Source organism: Streptomyces sp. CRN 30 (assembly GCF_034105845.1).
The window spans coordinates 1-21,862 of record NZ_JAVRHI010000075.1 but is presented as its reverse complement, the minus strand read 5'-3'; the positions used below and the strand labels follow the sequence as shown (position 1 = coordinate 21,862).

Below are 21,862 nucleotides of genomic sequence, written 5' to 3'. Positions count from 1 at the left end.
CGGCGGGCCGGTGGACCGCCGGGCAGGCGGACGGCCCGGCGCGAACGGCGCACGCCCGCGCGCGGGACGCCTACCCGGGCGACGACGAGTGGAACGGCGACGGGTGGAACGGCGACGGCGGCGCCGCACCCGCCGCCGGTGCCGAGGGCTCAGGGCACGGAGGCGGTACGAAGCTGGCGGTCGTCCGCACGGGCCCGGACAGCGCGCTCGGCTTCGAGGTGCGCGGTCCGGTGGGGAACGACGCCTCGGTCTGCGCACAGGGCGTCCTCGTCTACCGGATCCGCAGCGGCGCCGAGTCCGGCGAGGGCCCGATCCGGGTGGTGGACGCCCACCCGCGCACCGAGGCCTGCTGGGACGACTCGGTCTACCCGCCGCTCGCGGACGCGCCGGTGGACCTGGGGGAGACCTTCACGGTGCCGGGGGAGGGGGTCCGGGTGCAGGTGGAAGGCCGTACGGCGTCCGGGGCGTGGACGGTGAAGATCATGACGGGCTGAGCGGCGGCGACGGCGGCAGCGGCGGTCATGAAGGGGGGCAGGAACAAGGCGGCGGGAACAAAGGCGGCGGGGCAGATAGCGCTTCCGCTCATCTGCCCCGCCGTCGTCACTGTGCGCCGCCAGGGACTCGAACCCCGGACCCGCTGATTAAGAGTCAGCTGCTCTAACCAACTGAGCTAGCGGCGCCTGCTGACGTCGTAGACATTAGCACCCTGATCGGCGGCAGGAGAAATCGATATCCGTACGGCGGCGGAGGCCGCGTCGCGGGCCGCGCGGACGGCCGCCCAGAGCAGTACCTCGGGTCCGGGAAGCCACGGCTGCCGGGTGTCGGGGGCGACGAGCCAGCGGCAGGCCGACCGGTCGGCGGGTCCGGAGCCGGGTGCGGTGCGCAGGGGCGGGACGGTCACCGCGTCCCCGATGCCGTGGCACAGGATCGGCGGGATGGCGCCCGTCCGTCCGGGTGATCCCCATTCCTCCCACTTCATGAGGGAGGGCAGCCGCTGGGCGGTGCCGGGTGCGGCGAAGAGCAGCATGCGGCCGCGGTACGTGGCGACGGGGCCGGTGCCCGGGCCCTCGGCCCACAGCCGGTCCAGCATCCGCCGGCCGAAGATGGCGGGGACGTTGACGACGTCGAAGGCGGTACCGCAGGGCAGGACGGCGGATTCGGTGGGCTGCGCCTCCCAGAGCGCGAGCGTGCTCTGCGGATACGTTCCTGCAGAGGTGAGCCAGGCGGCTCCCTCCGCGGTGACGTCCGAGACCGTCGTGCCGGAGGCCGGGGGCACCGGCGCGGCGAGGCCCGCGGAGCCCGCGGGGCCCGCGGAGGGGCGGTCCAGGACGCCGGCGTGGTGGTGGGGGCGCGTCTTCACGGAAGAGGTCTGCTGGCTCATGGCCCTACATTTACCGCCCGTGAGCGCTTCGTTCCCGTCGGTCGCGGGATTTAGATACAGGTGTTGCTGATGTGAACGGAGCGGCGAAATTGGTATATGCCGGGGGAGGATGCAACGGTTGTTCGAGCAAATGCATATTCCTCCGGTATGGCGGCGACGGCACTGCGGATGACGCTCCTGTGACCCTTCTGTGACCGTTTCCCGGATCTCTTGGGGGCAGGGCGGGAACGGTGCCTCAGACCGTGTCGACCGTGTCGGGGCCGTGGCCGTCGTGTCCGCGCATCAGGTCGCGGCCGAACTCGACCATCTTCCGGGCGTAGTCCTCGGTCCACTCGGCCCGCTCCGCGATGTCCGCGGCGGTCAGCCGGTCGAACCGGCGCGGATCGGCGAGCTGGGCCGCCGCGATGGCCTGGTACTCCACCGCCCGGTCCGCGGCGGCGCGGAAGGCGTGCGTCAGCTCGGTCGCGCGGGAGAGCAGCGCCCGCGGATCGTCGATCGACTCCAGGTCGAAGAAGTGCTCCGGGTCGGCCGCGGCCGCGGCGGGCTCGAAGAGCAGGGGCGCGGGGCGTCGCCGCGGTTCGTTCCGGTGCGGCGTGGGCTCCGCCATGTCTTCTCCCTCTCGTGGACGTCCGGTGGCCGGTCGTTCCGGTGCACAGGCCACCGTCCATTGTCTCCCGCCTGTGCAAGTGGGCCCGGGAGCACAGAACCGGGGCGCCGGCGGCACGTCCACCGCGCCCTCGGACACCAGCGGCCCCCGCAACACCACCGGCGCGCCCCGCGCACCCGCGTTCCGCTTCTTCCTCCCCCGGCCCTACGGCCGCCACGCCACCCGGTGCCGTGCCAGGCGGGCGAGGACCGCGTGGTTGGCCTCCCAGCCGTCCGGGAACTTCACCGTGACGCCCAGTTGCACCGGTTCCGTCGACGGGTGGTCGTCCAGCAGTTGGGTGACCCCCTCCCGGCACACCACGATGCACGCGTGCCGGTGCCGGGACGCCAGGACGCACAGCCGGCCCGTCTCCAGGTGGAACGCGGTCGCGTCGGGGCGTCCGGAGAGGGGGTGCAGGACCACCGTCACGTCGTACTCGCGCCCCTGCAGCCGGTTGGCCGTGTCCACGACCACGTCGGTGACGCCCAGGCCGGCCAGCGCCGCCCGTACCGAGGCCGCCTGGTCGCGGTGGGCCGTGCCGACGGCGATGCGGCCGGCGGTCAGCGGCGCCGGGGTCTCCGACCGCTCGGACACCGCCGCGCCGCCCCGGTCCAGCAGCCGCCGTACGACCTGCGCGACCGCGTGGACGGCCTCCGGGTCCGTGCGGGGCGTGTGCCGGGGCGGGAGCTCGAGCAGGCCCCAGCCCGCCTCGGCCGCCTCGTCGATGACGCGGTCCGGGCCCGAACCGTCCGACGGGACGGCGAAGGAGAGCCGCCGGTCGCCGTGGCCGGTGCCGCTGCGGAACGGCGTGTACGGGTAGAAGGCGTCCGACACCAGGGGCGCCGCGGAGGCCGGGAGCCGCCAGGACACCGGGAGGCGGTGCTGCGGCAGCTCGGGGTTGTGGGCGAGCAGGGTCGTCACCGCGGAGGCCGACGGGTCGTACGACAGCCCGGCCCACTGCTCGCTCCCCACGATGGAGAAGGGGTCGAGCTGGCCCGGATCGCCCACGAACAGTGCCCGCTCGAACAGGCCCGCCACGGCCAGCAGCGCGTCCGACCGCATCTGGTAGGCCTCGTCGACGATCGCGTGCCGCCAGGGCTCGTCGACCTTCACGTGCGCCCACTTGGCGGCCGTGGAGATGACGACGTCCAGCCCGGCCAGGTCGGCGGCCTTCGTCGACTTGCGGACGTGTCCCAGACCGTCCAGTGCCTTGTCGTACGGATCGGAGTCACTGCTGTGCAGACGTCCGACCGGCAGCTCGGGGTCCTTCTCCGCGAGCCGCAGGACCAGGTCGTCCACCTGCGCGTTCGTCTGCGCGATGATCATCAGCGGGCGGCCGGCGGCGGCGAGCTCCAGCGCGGCGCGCACGACGAGGGTCGACTTGCCGGCGCCCGGCGGGGAGTCCACCACGACACCGCGGTGGGTGCCGTGCAGCGTGTCGTGGAGGATCGCCTCGGTGGCGCGGCCGGCCTCGGCACCGGGGTCGAAGGGCGCGCCCCGGTGGAACGGGGCGGCACCCGGGTCGAGCGCGGCTGTCACAGGACGTCCTCCTCCGTGAGCGGGTCGGGCAGGGGCACGGCCTCCGCCTCGCCCGGCGGGCCGCCGTGGGTCCAGGGGGTCTGCTCCGGATCGGGCAGCTTCGCCCCGCCGCGCTGGTCGTGCTCGAAGAGCGTGAAGCAGACGCGGTCGCCCTTCTCGGGGACCGAACCGGGCTCCGGCTCCTTGCCGCGGCCCATCTTGTCCAGGACGCGCAGCACGACGAGGGCGTCCCCGTCCTCGCGCCCCTCCTCCTGCGCCACGAACTCCGCGGCCTGTGGCTTGCCCCCCAGCGAGCGGTACACCCTCACGCGCTCCCCGAGGTGCGGCAGGTCCCCCGTGCGCACCGTGACCAGGGGGCGCGGGCTCGGCCGCCTGCCCTCGCTGTACGCCATCACCACGTCCGTGACCTCGCCCGCGAACGCCTCGCCCGCGAGGCGGCGGCCGGCCATGACGAGCGGGTCGTCCAGCGCCTCCTGGGCGTCCAGCCGGGCCTGCTCGCGCTCGCGCGCGGCGAGCTTGTTCGCGGCGGTGACCGCGTCGTCGACGCGCGGCTGCGGGGGCTCCCCGGCGGTGACCCGGTCCCGGTGGGCGGTGAACGACCAGCGGTCGCGGGTCCACCGGTCGGCGACATGGGCGCCCTCGGGCAGCGCGCGCAGCAGGTCCAGCCCGCGCCAGACCGCGTCCCAGGTGGGCCGGGTACGGCTCGCCACCAGGTCGCGGATGACGCGCTCGGCGGCGGTGAGGGCGCCGAACCGGTCGTCGGCCTCCAGCCCGTCCTCCGCGGCGGCGAGCGCGGTCCGCGCACGGTCGTAGGCCTCGATCGCCGGGGCCAGCAGCTTGTTGTCGAAGGCCGGGTCGGTGGCGGGGCCGGCGGGCGGGCACAGCAGCTGGCCGTCGGCGTCCCGGGCCAGCTCCGCGCGGCGCGCGGCCTCGTCGCCCGGCTCGCCCTCCGGCGGGTCGATCCACGCGAGCAGCGCGCCCAGGTGCTGGTCCTCCAGGCTCGACTGGCCGGTGGCCCAGTGCCGCGCCAGCAGATCGGTGGCCGTCAGCAGCAGCGAGGAGCCCGGCACCCGGGCGCGCTCCCCGAAGTGCGTGAACCAGCGGCCGAGCAGCGGGACCCGGGGCGGCGCCGGATGGGGCGTCTCGGGATCCTGCTCGGCGGTGCGCCGGAAGCGCATGGAGCGCCCCAGCAGCCGGACGAGGTCGACGCCCGCGCGGCTCGGCACGATGAGCTGCGGGGCGTCCGCGCACAGGTCCACCTCGACCTTGACCCGCTTGCCGGTCTCCGGGTCGGTCTCGGTGCGCTCGGCGGCCTCCACGGTGTCCGCGTACGTCTCCACGTACGGCAGGACGATGTCGGCGAGCTCGGCGAGGAAGGCGAAGCGCAGGTCGCGGTCGCGGGGCTGGGGGACGACGAGCAGCCGGGGCGCGCTCCGGTCGGTGCCCACGAGCGCCCCGAGCGGCGCCCCCGCCTCACCGGCGGTGGTGAGCGGCACGAACACGAGCGGGCGCTCCGACAGGTGCCGGTGGCGCACGGTGGCGACGGGCCGCGCGCGGCCGGTGCTCACGGCCTCCAGCCGGGCGAGAGTGGTGATCAGTGACACGGGGCGCCCTCCGCGGCGGCACCGGCCGGTTCGTACCCGGCGGCCGTGAGCGCCTCGGCCCGCAGCCGCGCCGCCCTGCGCAGCGCCGCCACCGCCGGGTCGTCCGGGTCACCGGCCGTGCCGTGGGCCGCGGCCAGCACCTCGCCGACCGTGGTCAGACCGCCCAGCTCCGCCCGCGCCGACCGGCCGAGGGACGTCACCTCGGCCCGGGTGCGGGAACGGGCGCGGCAGTGGAAGGCCAGCTCGCAGGCGGCGAGGCACTCGGGGACGTACGTCGCGGGAAGGAGCTCGACGGCGGCGGTGAGCTCCTCCTGGGGCAGGTCCGGGGCGAAACACGTGCCCTCGGGGAGCGCGTCCGCGATCTCCTCGATGCGGGTGAGCCGGTCCAGCTGGCGACGGGTGACCGCCCGCTGCTTGCGGACGTCCACCACGGCGGCCGTCGGGAGGTTGGTGAAGTCCTTGGGGCAGACCAGCAGCACCCGGTGGCGCACGGCGGTCCCCTCGGCGCCGAGGCGGGCGGCGGCCTCCTCCAGGGCCAGCACGTACACCGCGGACTGCCGGGCGGCGGCGCCGACCTTCGCCGGGTCGGCCGCGCCGTCCAGCATCGGGAAGGACTTGATCTCCACGACCGTCCACGTCCCGTCCGGGTGCACCACCACCGCGTCCGGCTCCAGGTACGCGGGCGAGCCGGCGACGTCGAGCGAGAGGAGCGGATGGTCGAGCAGCGTCCAGCCGCCGGACTCCGTGGCCTCGGCCAGCGTCAGCTCCGTACGGCCCGTGCGCCCCTCGGGGCCGGCCGCGGAGAGGTCGGGCACATGCGCCCCGGAGGGCGGTTCGGCGGACGCGTCGAGCCTCTCGTGCACCAGCCGCAGCAGCTCACGGCCGCCGTCCGCCTTCACCCGCGCCTCGAAGGCGTTGCCCCGCATGAAGGCGAACTGGGACTGGCCGAAGGCGGAGGGCGAGCCGAGCGCGTCCGCCAGCGCCGTCTTGTTCACGCCCGCCCCGTCGAGGAGCGCGCGCCGCCTGCAGCCGGGGTTGGCGGCGAGGGCCGCGAGGGCGCGGGCGTCCAGCGCCTTGGGCGGCACCTGGGGTCCGCGCAGCTCAGCGAGGATTCCCCGCACTCCCGGCTTCGCTCGCGCGGGCGAGGACCCGGCCGGGGGCGCCGTCTCCCGCGTCCGCGGGGGCGGCACCCGGCTCGGCCGTGGACTGGCGCTGCTCGCGCTGCCGTGGAATTCGCTCACCCGCGGAAGTCTGGCATCCGCCACTGACAATCGGGGAGCGAGCGTCCGGCGGGGCGCCCGCGACCGGAGTGCCCGGGCCGCCGGCGCGCCCCGCGTACCAGGTGCGCAGCACCGTCCGGCACCGGTCCGCGAGCCGCATCCCCGACGGGGTCAGCAGCAGCCCGGCGCCCATCACGGCGGCGCCCGCCACGGCGTCGAGGAAGTAGTGGTTCGCGGTGCCCATCACGACGATCGTGGTGATCAGTGGATAGGCGACGCCCGCGATCCGGGTGGCGCGCGTGCCGCCGTACCGCCAGAGGACCACCCCGCACCACAGGGCCCAGCCGACGTGCAGGCTCGGCATCGCCGCGTACTGGTTGGTCATGCCGCCCAGGCCGCGCGGCGCGCTGGCCTCGGCGCCCCACCAGCCGTACGCGCTGTAGTGGGCCATCGTGTCGACGAAGCCGTGGCCCGCGGCGAGCAGCCGGGGCGGGCAGGTCGGCAGCAGCGTGAAGCCGATCAGGCCGATGAGGGTGGAGGTCATCAGCCAGGTGCGGGCCGCCCGGTACAGGGGGGCGCGGTACCGGTAGAGCCACACCAGGAGCGCGGGCGTGACGAGGTAGTGCAGGGACGCGTACCAGAAGTCGGCGGGTATCCCGAGCCAGGGCTCACGGGTGAAGAGACGGTTCAGCGGGTGTTCGGCGTTCAGCCCCAGCGCCTTCTCGGCGCCCAGGATGGCGAGACCGTTGTCCACGGCGTCGTCGACGTCGCCGCGGACGAGGAGCCGGCCCACCGAGTACAGCGCGTACACCATCGCGATCAGCGGCAGCTCGGACCACCAGCGGGGCCGGGTACGCGTTGCCGTCTCGGTGCGCGCCGTAGCGGTCTGCGGCATCCGGTCGTCCTCCCACCCTCTGCGACTCGTGGCCCGTGGCCACGGCATGTGGTGGCACGTCCCATCTCACGGTGAACACGGGCACCAGCCCGGACGCCTCGTCACCCCCTCGGCCCCCACCCGGCGGTCCCGGTTGTCCAAGACGCAGAGATCGCCCCCCGGGTTGCCCCGAGCAAGCGTGCGCGATGATGGCTGGGTCCGCTCCCGTTTTCCGTTTCTTCCCGAACCGGTTTCCCACATTTCCCAGAAAGGTTCCTGAGTCACATGGCACCGCGCATCCTGCTGGCCCGGCACGGCCAGACCGAGTGGTCCCTGCTCGGTAGGCACACCGGCAGGACCGACATCCCGCTCCTGGAGGAGGGGCGGCGCGGCGCCAAGCTGCTGGGCGAGCGCCTGCACCGGGAACCGCTGGACGGCCTGCCCGGCGTCGAGGTCCGCACGAGCCCGCTGTCCCGCGCGCGTGAGACGTGCGAACTCGCCGGCTTCGGCGACCGCGCCGAGTCCTGGGACGCGCTCATGGAGTGCGACTACGGCGCGTACGAGGGTCTGACGCCCGCGGAGATCCAGGCCCTGCGGCCGGGCTGGCTCATGTGGCGTGACGGCGTCCCCGAGGGCGAGACCCTGGAACAGATCGCCGCGCGCGCGGACGAGGTCGTCGCCTGGGTCCGGTCCGCCGACCGTGACGTGCTGGTCTTCGCGCACGGCCACATCCTGCGGTCCATAGCCGCCCGCTGGCTCGGCTTCGGCCTCGACTTCGCCGCCCGCGTCCGCCTCAGCCCGACCTCCCTGTCGGTCCTCGGCTGGGCCTACGGGGAGCCCGCCGTCGAGTCCTGGAACGACACCGGGCACCTCACGCCGTAGGACCGCTCAGGCCGGGCGCGGCAGGGAGGCGTGCCGTTCCAGGAACGACGACACCCCGGACGCCCGGCGGTGCGGCAGCAGCACCCGCGCGGTGCCCGCCAGCATCGTCTGGATGCGGGAGGACTGCACCTCGCCGAGCAGGTCCAGCACCTCCATGCCGACCGCGGCGGCCTCGTCGGGACGCCCCCCGCGCGCGAGGTCGTCGGCCAGCTCGGCCTTGTAGAGGGCGATGTTGCGGGTGAAGTGCGGTTCCTGGAGGCGGGCGGCGTGCCGGGCGTGCCGGGCCGCGCGCGGCCAGTCGCCCAGCATGGACCAGCACTGCGCCTCGAGGCCCTCCAGCTCGGCCTCCCCGTAGAAGGACATCCACTCGGGATCGGACTCCGTGGGCCCGCGCTCGTACAGCGCCTGCGCGCGGGCCAGGGCCTGTTCGCAGCCCGTACGGTCGGCGAGCCCCGCCCAGCCGCCCGCCTCGCGCAGCGCGAGCAGCGACATCAGCCGGGCCGAGCCGAGCGGCCGGGCCGCGCGCTGGGCCGCCTGCGCCGTGCGCACCGCCTCGCGCGGCCGGCCCGCGTCGCGCGCGAGGAACGCCGTGTTGCAGAACGCGTGCGCCTCCAGTGCCGGGTCGCCGGCCATCCGGGCCGTCGCGAGCGCCTCCGCGTAGTGCGAGCGGGCGTCGTCGAACCGTCCCGAGTCGTGTGCCAGCCACCCCACCGAGATGGCGAGTTCACCCGCGCCCGAGTACAGGCGGTCGGTCGCCGACTGCCGGGTGGCTCCCGCGTCCAGCAGCGCGTAGGCGGTGCGCAGGGGTGTCGCCGCCCTTCGGTACAGGCCGTCCGCCCCGTGCCGGTCGTCGAGCACCCGGATCTTGCGCACGGCCTCCTCCAGCGCCCCTGCCTCCGACATGCCCGGCCGCCTGCCGGGCCGCTGCTCCGCCTGGGCGGCTCCGCCGAGCGCGAGGGGGCTCAGCGAGACGGCCGCCATCGTGGCGGTACCGCCGGTCATGAATGCGCGACGCCGCACGTCGCTCTCCTCGTGGTCCTGGTCCGTCTGGTGCGTGTCGTACGGGGCGCACGTCCCCCCCGTGGTGTCCGGAACGTACGGAACGTGCGCGGGGTCGTCGGTACGGGGGAGGGGCGCCTCCTCGACGCCGCGCGCCCCTCGGCCTCGCACCGCCGAGCGAGGCACGAAGCCCAGATCGGTCAGTGTCCGGCCGGGGAACATGTGCAGGAACACCCGTTCGTAGGCGTAGTTGGGGCAACGAATCTCCCCCGACTCGACCCGTCCGATGTACCGCGCGTCGCAGCTCACCCGCTCACCGATCTCACACGCGGCCCGTCGCACGGCCGCGGCGAACTCGGCCGGCGAACGCTGTCCGCGCAGATCCCGGAAGGCGAGGTTCGGCCGCGCCGCCGGGGGCGGGGGCTGGGACGGGGTCACCGATGACGACGCCATGGCGGGCCCTCTCTTGCGTACCGTCGAACCGTGCCGGATGCCTGGGGAGAATTGTCCGTGTGGAGCACGGCTCGTTCCCTGTGTCCGGCGGAGCAAGAACGTACCCGCCCCGTCGGCGCCGTCACGCGAGGTTTGGCTACAAACCGGATATCTCATCCACGATTTGCCATGAACTGCCATTCTGTGGGATTCGATTCCGCCGTAGCCGATGACCTCCGCACGCGTTGAGCAGGGTGCACCGGGAACCGTCCGGATCCCGGCGCCGCTCGCCAAAACAGAGGGGTTCTTGGTGGAGGCCGCGATGAAGCACATCGAACCGTGTATGCCGACTCCCTGTACGTCCACCGCGTCCCCGGCGACGGCACCCCGCTGGCCGGACCCCGAGTACGGTCCGTCGCCCGCGCAGCCGGCCTCCGCCTGTGACCTGGTGACGGTCCCGGCCCGGCAGGGGCTGGAGGCGGTCGACATCCTCCGCCGCGGCGCCGTCGACGCCACCGGCCCCGACCCGCTCGCCGTGGGACCCGTCCTGCACGACGACGGCTGCGACACCCTCGGCTTCCTCGTCCCGCCCGGCACCGCCGACGCGTGGGACGTCCCCGGCAGCACCTGCGTCCACTCCGACGGACGCGGCACGGTCCTCGTGCCCCAGGAGGGGGCCGACTGGCTGCTCCCGCCCGGCGAGGCCGACCCCGCCACCGACCCCGCGGTCCTGCGGGCGGCCCTCGGCGAGGCGGCGCGGCTGATCGAGGCGGCGGACAACCGCCGCTAGAGCATGCCCCGGGTGCGTGGCCCGAGGTCCGTACCGGGGCCGCGATAATGGCGGTATGGGCAGGTCGGGCAGGTCACAGAAGGCGGGGCGCGGACGGGTGGCCGTCGAGGCCGTCGTCGAGACGGTCGACGGGGGGCTCGCGGAGCTGATACCCGACCGGGAGCGGGCGCGCGCGTGGACCCTGCTGATCGACGGCGCGCCGCAGTCGCACGTCGACCTCGACGACCCGGCACACCTCTCCTTCGAGTACCAGCGCCGCCTCGGCCACGTCATCGACCTCGTCGCCCCGCCCGGCAGACCGGTGCACGCCGTGCACCTCGGCGGCGGCGCCCTGACCCTCGCCCGGTACGTCGCCGCCACCCGCCCCCGCTCCACCCAGCAGGTCGTCGAACGCGACGCCGCGCTGGTGGCGCTGGTCCGCCGCGAACTGCCCCTGGACCCGGGCGCCCGCATACGGGTGCGGTCCGCCGACGCCCGCGAAGGGCTCGGCAAGGTGCCGGACGGCTGGGCCGACCTGGTCGTCACCGACGTCTTCAGCGGCGCGCGCACACCGGCGCACCTGACCTCGACGGAGTTCCACACCGAGGTACGGCGCGTCCTGAAGCCCGGCGGCGCCTACGCGGCCAACCTCGCCGACGGCCCCCCGCTCGCCCACCTCCGCGGCCAGATCGCCACCGCCGCGGCCGTCCTCCCCGAACTGGCGCTGGTCGCCGACCCGGCCGTGCTGCGGGGCAAGCGCTTCGGCAACGCCGTGCTCGTCGGCTCCGACCGGCCGCTGCCGATCGCCGAACTCACCCGCCGGGCGGCCTCCGACCCGCACCCCGCGCGCGTGGAACACGGCAGGGCCCTCACCGACTTCACGGGCGGGGCGGCGCCGGTGACGGACGCGGCCGCGGTGGCCTCCCCGGCACCGCCCCCGTCCGTCTTCCGGTGAGGACTTCCACCCCCGCCCACCCGGCGCCGCGCGCCACGGGGCTCAGTAGTCGTTGATGTCCACCCGCGGTGCCGAGTCGTGCCAGGTGCAGAACACCGACACCCGGTCCGCGCCCGCGGCGAACTCCACGCGGATCCACGTCTCCGTCTTCCACACCTGCATCGACCAGCCCGCGGCGGGTGTGGCGGAGACCAGCGTCGCGTACGTCTCGTCGAGCGAGAAGACCACCCGGCCGCCCTCGGTGTCGTAACCCTCGACCCGGCCGGAGTCGGTGGGCGTCGGCGTGGGGGCGGGATCCGGGGCCGCGGGGGCGGGTGCGGTCGCGGTCGCCGGCGGCGGTGAGGGGGCGGACGGGCTCGGCGGCGGGGCACTCGTGCGCTCCGCCCCGGGCTCCCCGGTGCTCGGCGACGGTGCGGGGGTGGCGGTCGACGAGCCCAGTTCCTCCGACGCACCGGCCCGCGCGTCCCCCGCCGTGATGGGCAGGGCGCGCGGCGGGTCGTAGGCCGTGCCCGACATCACCGTGTGGACGCCCCACCAGGAGAGCGTGACCGCCGCGCCCGTGGCGAGCAGCCAGGCCAGTACGTGTACGAGTCCTCTGCGCATCGCGGCCATACTGCACCACGCGCACCGTCAGTCGCACAGGTGTCCTGCGCCGCACTCGGGCCGTCCGCCGTACGGGAGTTGTCCACAGGCTCCGGCCGGTGTCGCCCGGATGGCGTACGGTGCCGCCCATGGCAAGTGTGCTCGTGGTCGAGGACGATCAGTTCGTACGCTCGGCGCTCATCCGGCATCTGACCGACGCCGCCCACACCGTGCGCAGCGTCGGTACGGCCCTGGAGGCGCTGCGCGAGGTCGCCCACTTCTCCTTCGACGTGGTCGTCCTCGACCTCGGGCTGCCCGACCTCGACGGCTCCGAGGCGCTGAAGATGCTGCGCGGCATCACCGACGTCCCGGTCATCATCGCCACCGCACGGGACGACGAAGCGGAGATCGTCCGGCTGCTCAACGCGGGCGCGGACGACTACCTGACCAAGCCGTTCTCGGTCGAGCACCTCTCCGCGCGCATGGCCGCCGTGCTGCGCCGGTCCCGGACGGGCGGCGGGGACGCCCCGCCGTCGACGGTCATACGCGTCGGCGGCCTCGCGATAGACCCGCTGCGCCGCGAGGCCGAACTGGACGGCGCGCGCCTCGACTTGACCCGGCGGGAGTTCGACCTGCTCGCCTTCCTCGCCGGGCGGCCCGGCGTGGTCGTCCCGCGCCGGGAACTGCTCGCAGAGGTGTGGCAGCAGTCCTACGGCGACGACCAGACCATCGACGTGCACCTGTCGTGGCTGCGGCGGAAGCTCGGCGAGACGGCGGCGCGGCCGCGCTACCTGCACACCCTGCGGGGCGTCGGCGTGAAGCTGGAGCCGCCGGGAGCGGAGCGGCTGCCATGAGGTGGGCGCTGGTCAAGGTGTGTGTCGCGGTCACGACGATGGTCGTGGTCGCCTTCGCGGTCCCGCTCGGACTGGTCATCAAGGAGATGGCACGCGACCGCGCCTTCTCGAACGCCGAGCGGGAGGCCGCCGCCGTCGCCCCCGCGCTGTCCATCACCACTGACCGGGAGCAGCTGGAGCGGGTCGTCGCCGCCGTGGGCTCGGACGACGGGATGGCCGTGCACATACCGGCGGACGGCGGTCGGCAGGCCCTCGACATCGGCCCGCAGCGCGCCTCGGACGAGGACGTCGACGCCGTCCGCGGACTCGGACGCGCCTCCACCACGGAGGTGCCCGGCGGCCACACGCTGCTCCAGCCGACCGCGCTCAGCTCGGGGGAGATCGCTGTCGTCGAGGTCTACGTACCGGAGTCCGCGGTCAGCAACGGCGTGGCCACGGCCTGGGCGGTGCTCGCCGCGGTGGGCGCCGCGCTGGTCGTCGGCTCGGTCGCGGTGGCCGACCGGCTCGGCGTGCGTATGGTGCAGCCCGCGCAGCGCCTGGTGGAGGGCGCCCAGGAACTGGGGGAGGGGAGGCTGGGCTCACGCGTACCCGAGGAAGGGCCGAAGGAACTGCGGCTCGCGGCCGTGGCGTTCAACTCGATGGCCGACCAGGTCGTCCAGCTCCTCGCCAACGAGCGCGAGCTGGCGGCCGACCTGTCGCACCGGCTGCGGACACCGCTGACGGTGCTGCGGCTGAACGCGGCCTCGCTGGGCGAGGGCCCGGCCGCCGAACAGACCCGGGCCGCCGTCGAGCAGCTGGAGCGCGAGGTCGACACCATCATCCGTACGGCCCGCGAGGCCACACCGCAGACGGTGGTGGTCGGGCCCGGCGCCGGGTGCGACGTGGCGGAGGTGGTGCGCGAGCGCATGGCGTTCTGGTCGGCGCTAGCGGAGGACGAGGACCGCAAGGTGCGTGTCGCGGGTGTGGACCGGCCGGTGCGCATACCCGTGGCCCGCGCCGACCTCGCCGCCGCGCTCGACGCCCTGCTCGGCAACGTCTTCCGGCACACCCCCGAGGGCACGGCCTTCGCGGTGGACGTGCACAACGGGGAGGACGCGGTGATCGTGCTGGTCTCGGACGCGGGCCCCGGGATAGCCGACCCCGAGGCGGCGATGGCGCGCGGGCGCGGATCCGGCAGCGACGGCTCGACCGGACTGGGACTGGACATCGTGCGGCGGCTCGCCGAGTCGACGGGCGGCGACGTGCGGATCGGGTCCTCGGTGCTCGGCGGCACGGAGGTGCGGATCTGGATCCAGCCGGCCGGCCCGGGGCGGGCGCCGGGCCGGCGCGGACACCGGGGGACGGTGCGGCGCCGCGGCCGCGGCGGTACCCCGATCTCCGGCGCACGCCGCCTCCGCCTGGGCTCGCGGCCCTGAACCACACCGGCCGCCGGCGGTTACGGGCCTCCGGGCGCCGGCCGCCCGACTCCGATCCGTCCGACCGGACAACGGACGTGTCCGGTGAGTGATCCGCTCACCGGACACGTCCGTGTGCCGACGCCAAGGGGCGCGGCACTCCCCTCCTGGCGCCGCGCCCCCTGCCCCCCCGTCGGGGTCCCGCCGCACCGAAGCGGCGGGGCCCCGACCGTCTCACTCCGCCGTCGCCAGCGGCGGCAGCGCGCCGGTGCGGGCCAGCTGCCCGTACCAGTGGGCGCTGGACTTCGGGGTACGGGCCAGGGTCTCGTAGTCGACGTGGACCGCGCCGAAGCGCTTCTCGTAGCCGTACGCCCATTCGAAGTTGTCCAGTAGCGACCACAGGTAGTAGCCGCGGACGTCGGCGCCCTCGGCGATCGCGCGGCGCACCGCGCGCAGGTGGCCGTGGAGGTAGGCGATCCGCTCCGGGTCGTGGACCCGGCCGTCCGCGTCCGGCTTGTCCTCGTACGCCGCGCCGTTCTCGGTGATGTAGAGCGGCAGCCCGGGCACCTCCCGCGTCCACCGCATGAGCAGCTCGTGCAGGCCCGTCGGGTCGACGGTCCAGCCCATGAGCGTGCGCTCGCCCGGCGTCTGGTGGAAGCGCACGTCGTCGGCGCCCGGCCAGGGGGAGTGGGAGCTGTCCCCGTGTCCGTCCGCGCGCGGGGCGGGTGAGTCCGGGTCCCCGGCGGAGATCAGGGTCGGCGTGTAGTAGTTGATGCCCAGCGAGTCCAGCCGCTGGTGGATCAGCGTGAGGTCGCCCTCCACCACGAACGACCAGTCCGTCAGCGACTTGGTCGTCGTGAACAGGGTGTCCGGGTACTTGCCGTGCAGCATCGGGCCGTGGAAGACGCCGTTGCCCAGGTCGTCGATCTTCCGCAGCGCCGCCGCGTCCTCGGGGCTGTCGGTCAGCGGCCGGAAGACGTGCGTGTTGAGGCTGACGCCGACCGCGTTGCGCGCGGGCATCGCCGAGCGCAGGGCCGCCGTGCCCAGGCCGTGCGCCAGGTTCAGGTGGTGCGCGGCCCGCAGCGCGGCCACCGGGTCGGTACGGCCCGGCGCGTGCACGCCCGACCCGTAGCCGAGGAAGGCGCTGCACCACGGCTCGTTGAGGGTCATCCAGTTCTCGACGCGGTCGCCGAGCGCCTCGCCGACGATCGCCGCGTACTCGGCGAAGCGCAGCGCCGTCTCGCGCTCCGGCCAGCCGCCCGCGTCCTCCAGCTCCTGCGGCAGGTCCCAGTGGTAGAGGGTGACGGCCGGCTTGATGCCCTTGTCCAGCAGCTCGTCCACCAGCCGGCGGTAGAAGTCCAGCCCGCGCTGGACGGCGGGACCCCGCCCCGTCGGCTGCACCCGCGACCAGGAGACCGAGAAGCGGTACGCGGTGAGGCCGAGCTCGGCCATGAGCGCTACGTCGTCGCGGTAGCGGTGGTAGTGGTCGACGGCGGTGTCACCGTGGTCGTCACCGGCGATCTTGCCCGGTGTGTGACTGAAGGTGTCCCAGATGGACGGGGTACGGCCGTCCTCCCGTATCGCGCCTTCGATCTGGTACGCCGAGGTCGCCGCGCCCCAGAGGAAGGCGGGAGGGAAGGTCACCGGGGTCACCGGCTGGGCGGAGTCGGGCATGGAAGCGCTCCCATGGGCGGGACGGGGGTCACGGGGACCCCCGGTCGGTTGAGGGGGGAAAGGTCGCGGCGGAGGGTGCGGTGGCGCGGGGCCGGGGCGGCGGTGACCCGGCCCCCGCGCACCGGGGACGTACGGCTGGAAGGGTGCTGTGCGGCCGAGGGCGTGCTCAGCCCTTGACGGCGCCCTGCATGATCCCGCCCACGATCTGCTTGCCGAAGATCGCGAAGACGAGCAGCAGGGGCAGCGTACCGAGCAGCGCGCCCGCCATGATCAGGGACTGGTCGGGTGTGAAACCGCGCCCCAGACCGGCGACCGCGACCTGCACGGTGGGACTGCCGTGCTGCGTCAGCACCAGGAACGGCCAGAGGAAGTCGTTCCAGGTCTGTACGAACATCAGCATGCCGAGCACGGCCATCGCGGGCCGCGCGGTGGGGAACACCACGTGCCACACCACGCGCCAGCTGCTCGCGCCGTCCATCCGGGCGGCCTCGATGATCTCGTTCGGCAGCGCCTGCAGCAGGTACTGGCGCATGAAGAACACACCGAACGCGCTCACCAGCGACGGCAGGATCACCGCCTGCAGCTGGTCGGCCCAGTCGAGCTTGGCCACCATCATGTACAGCGGGATGACGCTCAGCTGCGGCGGCACCATCATCGTGCCGACCACGATCAGCATCAGGGCGCCGCGGCCCCGGAACTTCAGCTTGGCGAAGGCGAACCCGGCGATCGTCGACAGGAAGACGATGGTCGCCGCCGAGACGCCCGCCACGATCGTGGTGTTGAGGAACGCCTCACCGAGGTTGGCGTCGTTCCAGGCGAGGTCCAGGTTCTTGAAGAGGTTGGAGCCGAACCAGAACGGCGGCGGGGTCTCCGCCAGCCGCTGGTTGTCGCGGGACGCGGCGATCGCCGTCCACACCAGCGGGAACAGCGAGCCGATGGTGAACAGGGCGAGGATCACGTAGGCGACGGGGCCCGCGTGCATGTGCCCGCCCGCGCGCGCGGACTTGGGCCCGCGCCCGCGCTTCTTCCCGGGCTCCGGTACCGGATCGGCCGGGGGTTTCGTCAGGGTCGTCGTCACGGCCGTCTCCTAATCACTGGAACTGGCGCGCAGCCGGCGCGAGATGACGTAGTTGACGAGCCCGATCACGATGAGGATCAGGAACATCGTCCAGGCGATCGCCGAGGCGCGACCCAGGTGCTGGTTGACCCAGCCCTGCTCGTACAGGTACAGGCCGAGCGTCTGGAACTGGTGCTGGGAACCGCCGGACGCGCCCTTGTTCGCGTCGAACAGCAGCGGTTCGCCGAACAGCTGGCTGGCGCCGATGGTCGACACGACGACGGTGAACAGGATCGTCGGACGCAGCGAGGGCAGCGTGACGTGGAAGAACTGCTGCCAGCGGTTGGCGCCGTCCAGCGCCGCCGACTCGTACAGGTCCTGCGGGATCGCCTGCATCGCCGCCAGGTAGATCAGCGCGTTATAGCCGGTCCAGCGCCAGATGACGATCACCGAGACGGCGATCTGCGAGGGCCACTTGTCGTTCTGCCAGTCGATGTTGTCGATGCCGACGAGGCCGAGGGCCCAGTTGATCATGCCGTAGTCACGGCCGAAGAGCATCACGAAGACCAGCGACGCGGCGGCGATCGACGTGGCGTACGGCGCGAGCATCGCCACCCGGTAGAAGGTGGAGCCCCGCAGCTTGTAGTTGAGGATGTGCGCCAGGCCCATCGCCATCAGCAGCTGCGGAACCGTGGCGATGACGCCGATGGTCAGCGTGTTCGTCGCCGCGGTCCAGAAGAAGTCGTCGTCGAAGATGCGGGTGTAGTTGCGCAGGCCCACCCACGACATGTCGGTCGGCGCGGTCAGCTCCACCTGGTGCAGCGAGGCCCAGCCGGTGTAGATCAGCGGGAACAGGCCGAAGGCTGCGAACAGCAGGAAGAACGGGGAGACGAACGCGTACGGGCTCCAGCGCATGTCCCGCTGCCAGCGGCGGGACAGCCGGGCGCGCTTCTTCGCCGCCTCGGGGGACACCGCGTCGGCCGGACGGCGACCCGGGGCCGCGCCCCCCTCCTTCACGGGGGGCGCGGCGGTGTCATGCCTGGTTGACATCTCGGGTCACTTGTCCAGGTTGTTGTCGATGGTCTTGGTGGCGTTCTCCCAGGCCTCCGCGGGCGACTTGCCCTGGGTCACGAGGATCACGCCGTTGTCCGTCAGACCCTGCTGGACGATCTGGTCCTTCGGGCCGATGACCTGGGTCGGGATCTGCTCGGCGGCCTCGGCGAAGATCTGGCCGATCGGGGCGTCACCGGTCATCTCGTTCTTGGCGTCCGTGACCTCGGGGAGCTCGTACGCGCCCGGGGCGCTCGGGAAGCTGCCCTGCTTGGCGAAGAGCTTGGCCTGCTGCTCGGGGGCGGTCAGCCACGCGGCGAGCTTGGCGGCCTCCTCCGGGTTCTTGCCCGACTTGGGCACGGCGAGGAAGGTGCCGCCCCAGTTGCCGGGCTTGGGCGCGGAAGCCACGTCCCACTGGCCGGCCGCCTCGGGCTTCGACTTGCCCTTGATGTAGCCGAGCATCCACGGCGGGCAGGAGACCGCGGCGAACTTGCTGTTGGCGATCGTCGTGTCCCAGGCGGGCTGGAACTGCGTCTGGTTGCCGGTCAGCCCGTCCTCGGCGGCCGCGGCGGTGAGGTCGAAGGCGTCCTTCACGGCGGGGTTGCTCTTGTAGATGACCTCGCCGGAGGCGTCGTAGAACTTCTCGCTCTCACCGCTGAGGATGGCGTTGATCAGACCACCCGGGGAGTCCAGGAAGGTGGTGCCCTCGGGGGCCTTCTCCTGGAAGTCCCGGCCGACCTCGACGAACTTGTCCCAGCTGCCCTCCCACAGCTTGCCCACCTCCGCACGGTCGGTGGGCAGGCCGGCCTCCTCGAAGAGGTCCTTGCGGTAGCAGATGGCCATCGGGCCGACGTCGGTGCCGAGGCCGATCGTCTGGCCGTCCTTGGTGGTGGCCTGCTGCCACTTCCATTCGAGCCACTTGCTCTTGTCGACGCCCTCCACCTTGGACAGGTCCGTCAGCTTGTCGGCCTGGGTCGCGGTGACCTCGGCGATGTTGCCGACTTCGACGGCCTGGATGTCCTGGAGGCCGCTGTTGCTGGTGAGGCGGTTGACGAGAGCGGGGTAGTAGTTCTCGTTCCGCTCGACCACGGTCTCCGCGATCTTGATGTCCGGGTTCAGCTTCTCGTACTCGGCGTAGAGGCCGGCCTCCTTGAAGCCCTGGGTGCCGAACAGGCCCAGCGTGATCGTGGTCTTGCCTTCGCTGTCGCCCGACGACGAGCCGGAGCCACCGTCTCCGTCGTCGGCACAGCCGGCCAGCAGACCGGTGCCCAGCGATACCGCGGCCGCGACCGCCAGTGCTCTGCGGGTGGCCGGAGACCTCCCGTTGAGCCGAAGCCGAGCGAGGGGGAGGGTACGTGCTCGCATTGCGTCCTCCTGTTGCCCTGACGTGCCGACCCCCCGGCCAACTGCGTTGTTGGACCGTTTTGTTCATGCTGCGGCTCGGGTGGGGAACGTGCGGGTTGTGTATGTGTCAGGTACTGTGGGAGCGCTCCCACAAGTGATTGGTTGAAGAGTCGTCGGTTCGTGCGAGGGTGTCAAGGGACCGGACGCCGAGATCTCTCTTCGGTTATCTCCCTGTTAACTAACGCGGCGGACCACGGCTGTTGACGCCACCCGGCGGCGTGAGGTGTCCCCCTGGTGACCGCCGGGCTTCAGGAGATGGCGGGAGGGCCGCTCGTGGCGCGGGACCTTCGCGAACCCTCCCGAACGCCGTAGGAGGGCCGGGACTGTTAGATTCCACGCCAGCGGGGTGCGACAGGAGGCGACCATGGCAGGTCACGGCGGGCGGGGGCGGAGCGGCGGACGGCCGACCCTGGAGGAGGTCGCCGCGCGGGCCGGTGTCGGCCGCGGCACCGTCTCACGGGTGATCAACGGTTCGCCCCGCGTCAGTGACGCGACCCGGGCGGCGGTCGAGGCGGCGGTGGCTGAGCTCGGTTACGTCCCGAACACGGCGGCCCGCGCGCTGGCGGCCAACCGCACGGACGCGATCGCGCTCGTGGTGCCCGAGCCGGAGACCCGGTTCTTCGCGGAACCGTACTTCTCCTACATGCTCCGCGGAGTGGGCGCGGCGCTCTCCGAGACCGAGATGCAGCTGCTGCTGATCTTCGCGGGCAGTGACCGGGAGCGGCGCCGGCTGGCCCAGTACCTGGCGGCGCACCGGGTCGACGGCGTCCTGCTGGTCTCGGTGCACGCCGACGACCCGCTGCCCGACCTGCTGGGCCAGCTGGAGATCCCCGCGGTGATCAGCGGTCCGCGCTCGGAGCACGAGACGCTGCCGTCGGTGGACTCCGACAACTACGGCGGGGGCCGCTCGGCGGTGGAGCACCTCATCGGGCGCGGCCGCAGGACGATCGCGACGATCACCGGCCGCCTCGACGTGTACGGCGCCCAGCGGCGCATCGAGGGCTACCGGGGGGCGCTGCTCGCCGCGGGCCACGAGGTGGACGAGCGGCTGATCGTGTCGGGTGACTTCACGGAGGAGGGCGGCCGCCGCGCGATGGCCGAGCTGCTCGTCCGCTGCCCGCACCTGGACGCGGTCTTCGCCGAGTCGGACGTGATGGCGGCGGGCGCCCGTCAGGCGCTGCGCGAGGCCGGCCGCCGCATACCCGACGACGTGGCCCTGGTCGGCTACGACGACTCGACGATCGCCCGCCACATGGACCCGCCGCTGACCAGTGTCCGCCAGCCCATCGAGGAGATGGGCCGCGCCATGCTCGGCCTCCTCCTGGACGAGATCGCGGACCGGCGTCCGGCGGTGTCGCGGGGGCTGGAGCGGCGCCAGGTGGTGCTGCCGACGGAGCTGGTGGCCCGCGCCTCGTCCTGAGGCCGGGCACGGCCGTCGGACACGGCCGTCGGGAACGACGAAGGGCCGGACACACCGAAGGGCCGACCCGCTCTCGCGGATCGGCCCTTCAACCATCAGGGTGAGTGACGGGACTTGAACCCGCGACTTCCTGGACCACAACCAGGTGCTCTACCAGCTGAGCTACACCCACCATGACCGGCTGGTTCTCCGTGCGGTTCACCGACCGGCCGAGAAAAAGTGTACAGGGTCCGAAGGGGTGCTCGCGCCCGGCTTTCCGTGGCGCCGGGCCGCGGCGTCTCGCGGGGGGCTACTGCGCGGGCAGGACGTGCTTCGCGGCGATGGTCCTGGCGGTGTCCGAGTCGGGGCCGGGCTGCGGGACGAAGATCGCCTCGCGGTAGTAGCGCAGCTCGGCGATGGACTCGCGGATGTCGGCGAGCGCGCGGTGGTTGCCGTTCTTCTCGGGGCTGTTGAAGTACGCCCGCGGGTACCAGCGGCGGGCCAGCTCCTTCACCGAACTGACGTCCACGATCCGGTAGTGCAGGTAGCTCTCCAGCGTCGGCATGTCACGGAAGAGGAAGCCGCGGTCCGTGCCGACCGAGTTGCCGCACAGCGGCGCCTTGCCCGGCTCCTTGACGTGCTGGCGGATGTAGGAGAGGACCTGCTCCTCGGCGTCCCCGAGGGTCGTCCCGTCGGGCAGCTCCGAGAGCAGGCCCGACGCGGTGTGCATCTGGCGCACCACCTCGGGCATCGTCTCCAGGGCCGCGTCCGGGGGGCGGATCACGATGTCCACTCCCTCGCCGAGCACGTTCAGCTCCGAGTCGGTGACCAGCGCGGCCACCTCGATGAGAGCGTCGTCGGACAGCGAGAGCCCGGTCATCTCGCAGTCGATCCACACCATGCGATCGTTCATGTGTCTCACCTTACGGCCCGCCCGAGCCGTACGGCCCGGCCCCGCACCCGGGTGATCGGGTGCGGGACCGGGCCGCTCAGGGCCTCAGGGGGCGCTGCGCTGGCCGGGGAGCCGGCCCGTCGCGTACAGCTCGGGCTTGGCGCCCTCCGCGGAGAGCGATCCGGCCGAGGCCAGGGCCCCGGCGGCCGCGGTGCGGCGGGTCTGGAACGGCACCGGCGCGGCCTCCTGCGGCAG

Annotated in this window: 19 protein-coding genes, 2 tRNA genes and 1 pseudogene; 7 read left to right on the top strand and 15 right to left on the bottom strand. The window is 73.3% G+C overall.

The genetic code is table 11. From position 1 onward, the window contains the following. Positions 1-494: pseudogene (locus UW392_RS07280) on the top strand (hypothetical protein); the annotation flags it as partial. Between the two features lie 112 nt (positions 495-606). Here the strand turns inward: UW392_RS07280 and UW392_RS07275 are convergent. The 7 genes from UW392_RS07275 to UW392_RS07245 all read right to left on the bottom strand — a co-directional run bounded on the left by UW392_RS07275 (position 607) and on the right by UW392_RS07245 (position 7,285). After that, a tRNA-Lys gene (locus tag UW392_RS07275) sits at positions 607-680 on the bottom strand. After that, positions 671-1,381, bottom strand: a complete 711-nt coding sequence (locus tag UW392_RS07270; protein WP_320774046.1) for a bifunctional DNA primase/polymerase — start codon at positions 1,379-1,381, stop codon at positions 671-673. Before UW392_RS07270 ends, UW392_RS07275 begins: the two co-directional genes overlap by 10 nt. A gap of 235 nt (positions 1,382-1,616) precedes the next feature. Next, positions 1,617-1,988 (bottom strand): hypothetical protein, encoded by a 372-nt coding sequence (locus tag UW392_RS07265; protein WP_320774045.1) that lies wholly within the window; start codon positions 1,986-1,988, stop codon positions 1,617-1,619. 204 nt (positions 1,989-2,192) lie between these two features. After that, complete coding sequence (locus tag UW392_RS07260) at positions 2,193-3,566, bottom strand: AAA domain-containing protein (RefSeq protein ID WP_320774044.1); 1,374 nt, start codon at positions 3,564-3,566, stop codon at positions 2,193-2,195. Then, positions 3,563-5,170: a hypothetical protein gene (locus tag UW392_RS07255; protein WP_320774043.1), complete on the bottom strand. Its 1,608-nt coding sequence runs from the start codon at positions 5,168-5,170 to the stop codon at positions 3,563-3,565. The genes UW392_RS07260 and UW392_RS07255 overlap by 4 nt, the downstream gene beginning before the upstream one ends. Further along, the gene (locus UW392_RS07250) at positions 5,161-6,360 is read right to left on the bottom strand and encodes a hypothetical protein (RefSeq protein ID WP_414495714.1); all 1,200 of its coding nucleotides are present in this window, start codon (positions 6,358-6,360) and stop codon (positions 5,161-5,163) included. Before UW392_RS07250 ends, UW392_RS07255 begins: the two co-directional genes overlap by 10 nt. Further along, a complete protein-coding gene (locus UW392_RS07245) occupies positions 6,272-7,285 on the bottom strand; it encodes a phosphatase PAP2 family protein (protein WP_320774041.1) in 1,014 nt (337 codons plus the stop codon). Before UW392_RS07245 ends, UW392_RS07250 begins: the two co-directional genes overlap by 89 nt. A 264-nt stretch (positions 7,286-7,549) precedes the next feature. On the opposite strand from UW392_RS07245, the gene UW392_RS07240 reads away from it, so the two are divergent. After that, positions 7,550-8,146, top strand: coding sequence for a histidine phosphatase family protein (locus UW392_RS07240; RefSeq protein WP_320774040.1), 597 nt, complete (start codon positions 7,550-7,552; stop codon positions 8,144-8,146). A 6-nt stretch (positions 8,147-8,152) separates the two neighbouring features. Here the strand turns inward: UW392_RS07240 and UW392_RS07235 are convergent, their stop codons facing one another. After that, entirely contained in the window at positions 8,153-9,598 is a 1,446-nt protein-coding gene (locus UW392_RS07235) for a hypothetical protein (RefSeq protein ID WP_320774039.1), read from the bottom strand. A gap of 322 nt (positions 9,599-9,920) precedes the next feature. On the opposite strand from UW392_RS07235, the gene UW392_RS07230 reads away from it, so the two are divergent. Both UW392_RS07230 and UW392_RS07225 read left to right on the top strand, forming a co-directional pair. Further along, positions 9,921-10,367 carry a hypothetical protein gene (locus UW392_RS07230; protein WP_320774038.1) on the top strand — a complete coding sequence of 149 codons (447 nt, stop codon included), beginning with the start codon at positions 9,921-9,923 and terminating at the stop codon, positions 10,365-10,367. 55 nt (positions 10,368-10,422) lie between these two features. Continuing rightward, positions 10,423-11,301, top strand: a complete 879-nt coding sequence (locus UW392_RS07225) for a fused MFS/spermidine synthase (protein ID WP_320774037.1) — start codon at positions 10,423-10,425, stop codon at positions 11,299-11,301. Between the two features lie 42 nt (positions 11,302-11,343). Here the strand turns inward: UW392_RS07225 and UW392_RS07220 are convergent, their stop codons facing one another. Continuing rightward, positions 11,344-11,904 carry a hypothetical protein gene (locus tag UW392_RS07220; RefSeq protein ID WP_414495711.1) on the bottom strand — a complete coding sequence of 187 codons (561 nt, stop codon included), beginning with the start codon at positions 11,902-11,904 and terminating at the stop codon, positions 11,344-11,346. 128 nt (positions 11,905-12,032) lie between these two features. On the opposite strand from UW392_RS07220, the gene UW392_RS07215 reads away from it, so the two are divergent. Continuing rightward, positions 12,033-12,737, top strand: coding sequence for a response regulator transcription factor (locus UW392_RS07215; RefSeq protein ID WP_320774035.1), 705 nt, complete (start codon positions 12,033-12,035; stop codon positions 12,735-12,737). Continuing rightward, the gene (locus UW392_RS07210) at positions 12,734-14,152 is read left to right on the top strand and encodes a HAMP domain-containing sensor histidine kinase (protein WP_320774034.1); all 1,419 of its coding nucleotides are present in this window, start codon (positions 12,734-12,736) and stop codon (positions 14,150-14,152) included. Before UW392_RS07215 ends, UW392_RS07210 begins: the two co-directional genes overlap by 4 nt. Positions 14,153-14,365: 213 nt before the next feature. Here UW392_RS07210 and UW392_RS07205 read toward each other — a convergent pair whose 3' ends face one another. From UW392_RS07205 to UW392_RS07190, 4 genes are all read right to left on the bottom strand, one after another. Continuing rightward, the gene (locus tag UW392_RS07205; protein WP_320774033.1) at positions 14,366-15,805 is read right to left on the bottom strand and encodes a GH1 family beta-glucosidase; all 1,440 of its coding nucleotides are present in this window, start codon (positions 15,803-15,805) and stop codon (positions 14,366-14,368) included. A gap of 166 nt (positions 15,806-15,971) precedes the next feature. Further along, positions 15,972-16,883 carry a carbohydrate ABC transporter permease gene (locus tag UW392_RS07200; protein WP_320774032.1) on the bottom strand — a complete coding sequence of 304 codons (912 nt, stop codon included), beginning with the start codon at positions 16,881-16,883 and terminating at the stop codon, positions 15,972-15,974. 9 nt (positions 16,884-16,892) lie between these two features. Further along, positions 16,893-17,912, bottom strand: coding sequence for a sugar ABC transporter permease (locus tag UW392_RS07195; RefSeq protein ID WP_320774031.1), 1,020 nt, complete (start codon positions 17,910-17,912; stop codon positions 16,893-16,895). Between the two features lie 6 nt (positions 17,913-17,918). Continuing rightward, on the bottom strand, positions 17,919-19,277 hold the full coding sequence (locus UW392_RS07190) for an ABC transporter substrate-binding protein (protein ID WP_320774030.1): 1,359 nt from the start codon (positions 19,275-19,277) through the stop codon (positions 17,919-17,921). Positions 19,278-19,680: 403 nt separating this feature from the next. Here UW392_RS07190 and UW392_RS07185 point away from each other — a divergent pair, with 403 nt between their 5' ends. Next, entirely contained in the window at positions 19,681-20,736 is a 1,056-nt protein-coding gene (locus UW392_RS07185; protein ID WP_320774029.1) for a LacI family DNA-binding transcriptional regulator, read from the top strand. A gap of 99 nt (positions 20,737-20,835) precedes the next feature. Here UW392_RS07185 and UW392_RS07180 read toward each other — a convergent pair. Next, positions 20,836-20,908: transfer RNA gene (locus UW392_RS07180), tRNA-His, on the bottom strand. Between the two features lie 117 nt (positions 20,909-21,025). Then, entirely contained in the window at positions 21,026-21,628 is a 603-nt protein-coding gene (gene orn, locus UW392_RS07175; protein WP_320774028.1) for an oligoribonuclease, read from the bottom strand. Between the last annotated feature and the right edge of the window lie 234 nt (positions 21,629-21,862).

Coding starts and splice junctions, on each gene's coding strand:
- UW392_RS07190 (WP_320774030.1), bottom strand. CDS start 19,277: ATGCGAGCACGTACCCTCCCCCTCGCTCGGCTTCGGCTCAACGGGAGG.
- UW392_RS07230 (WP_320774038.1), top strand. CDS start 9,921: ATGCCGACTCCCTGTACGTCCACCGCGTCCCCGGCGACGGCACCCCGC.
- UW392_RS07265 (WP_320774045.1), bottom strand. CDS start 1,988: ATGGCGGAGCCCACGCCGCACCGGAACGAACCGCGGCGACGCCCCGCG.
- UW392_RS07205 (WP_320774033.1), bottom strand. CDS start 15,805: ATGCCCGACTCCGCCCAGCCGGTGACCCCGGTGACCTTCCCTCCCGCC.
- UW392_RS07210 (WP_320774034.1), top strand. CDS start 12,734: ATGAGGTGGGCGCTGGTCAAGGTGTGTGTCGCGGTCACGACGATGGTC.
- UW392_RS07240 (WP_320774040.1), top strand. CDS start 7,550: ATGGCACCGCGCATCCTGCTGGCCCGGCACGGCCAGACCGAGTGGTCC.
- UW392_RS07270 (WP_320774046.1), bottom strand. CDS start 1,381: ATGAGCCAGCAGACCTCTTCCGTGAAGACGCGCCCCCACCACCACGCC.
- UW392_RS07220 (WP_414495711.1), bottom strand. CDS start 11,904: ATGCGCAGAGGACTCGTACACGTACTGGCCTGGCTGCTCGCCACGGGC.
- UW392_RS07235 (WP_320774039.1), bottom strand. CDS start 9,598: ATGGCGTCGTCATCGGTGACCCCGTCCCAGCCCCCGCCCCCGGCGGCG.
- orn (WP_320774028.1), bottom strand. CDS start 21,628: ATGAACGATCGCATGGTGTGGATCGACTGCGAGATGACCGGGCTCTCG.
- UW392_RS07195 (WP_320774031.1), bottom strand. CDS start 17,912: ATGTCAACCAGGCATGACACCGCCGCGCCCCCCGTGAAGGAGGGGGGC.
- UW392_RS07245 (WP_320774041.1), bottom strand. CDS start 7,285: ATGCCGCAGACCGCTACGGCGCGCACCGAGACGGCAACGCGTACCCGG.
- UW392_RS07215 (WP_320774035.1), top strand. CDS start 12,033: ATGGCAAGTGTGCTCGTGGTCGAGGACGATCAGTTCGTACGCTCGGCG.
- UW392_RS07225 (WP_320774037.1), top strand. CDS start 10,423: ATGGGCAGGTCGGGCAGGTCACAGAAGGCGGGGCGCGGACGGGTGGCC.
- UW392_RS07185 (WP_320774029.1), top strand. CDS start 19,681: ATGGCAGGTCACGGCGGGCGGGGGCGGAGCGGCGGACGGCCGACCCTG.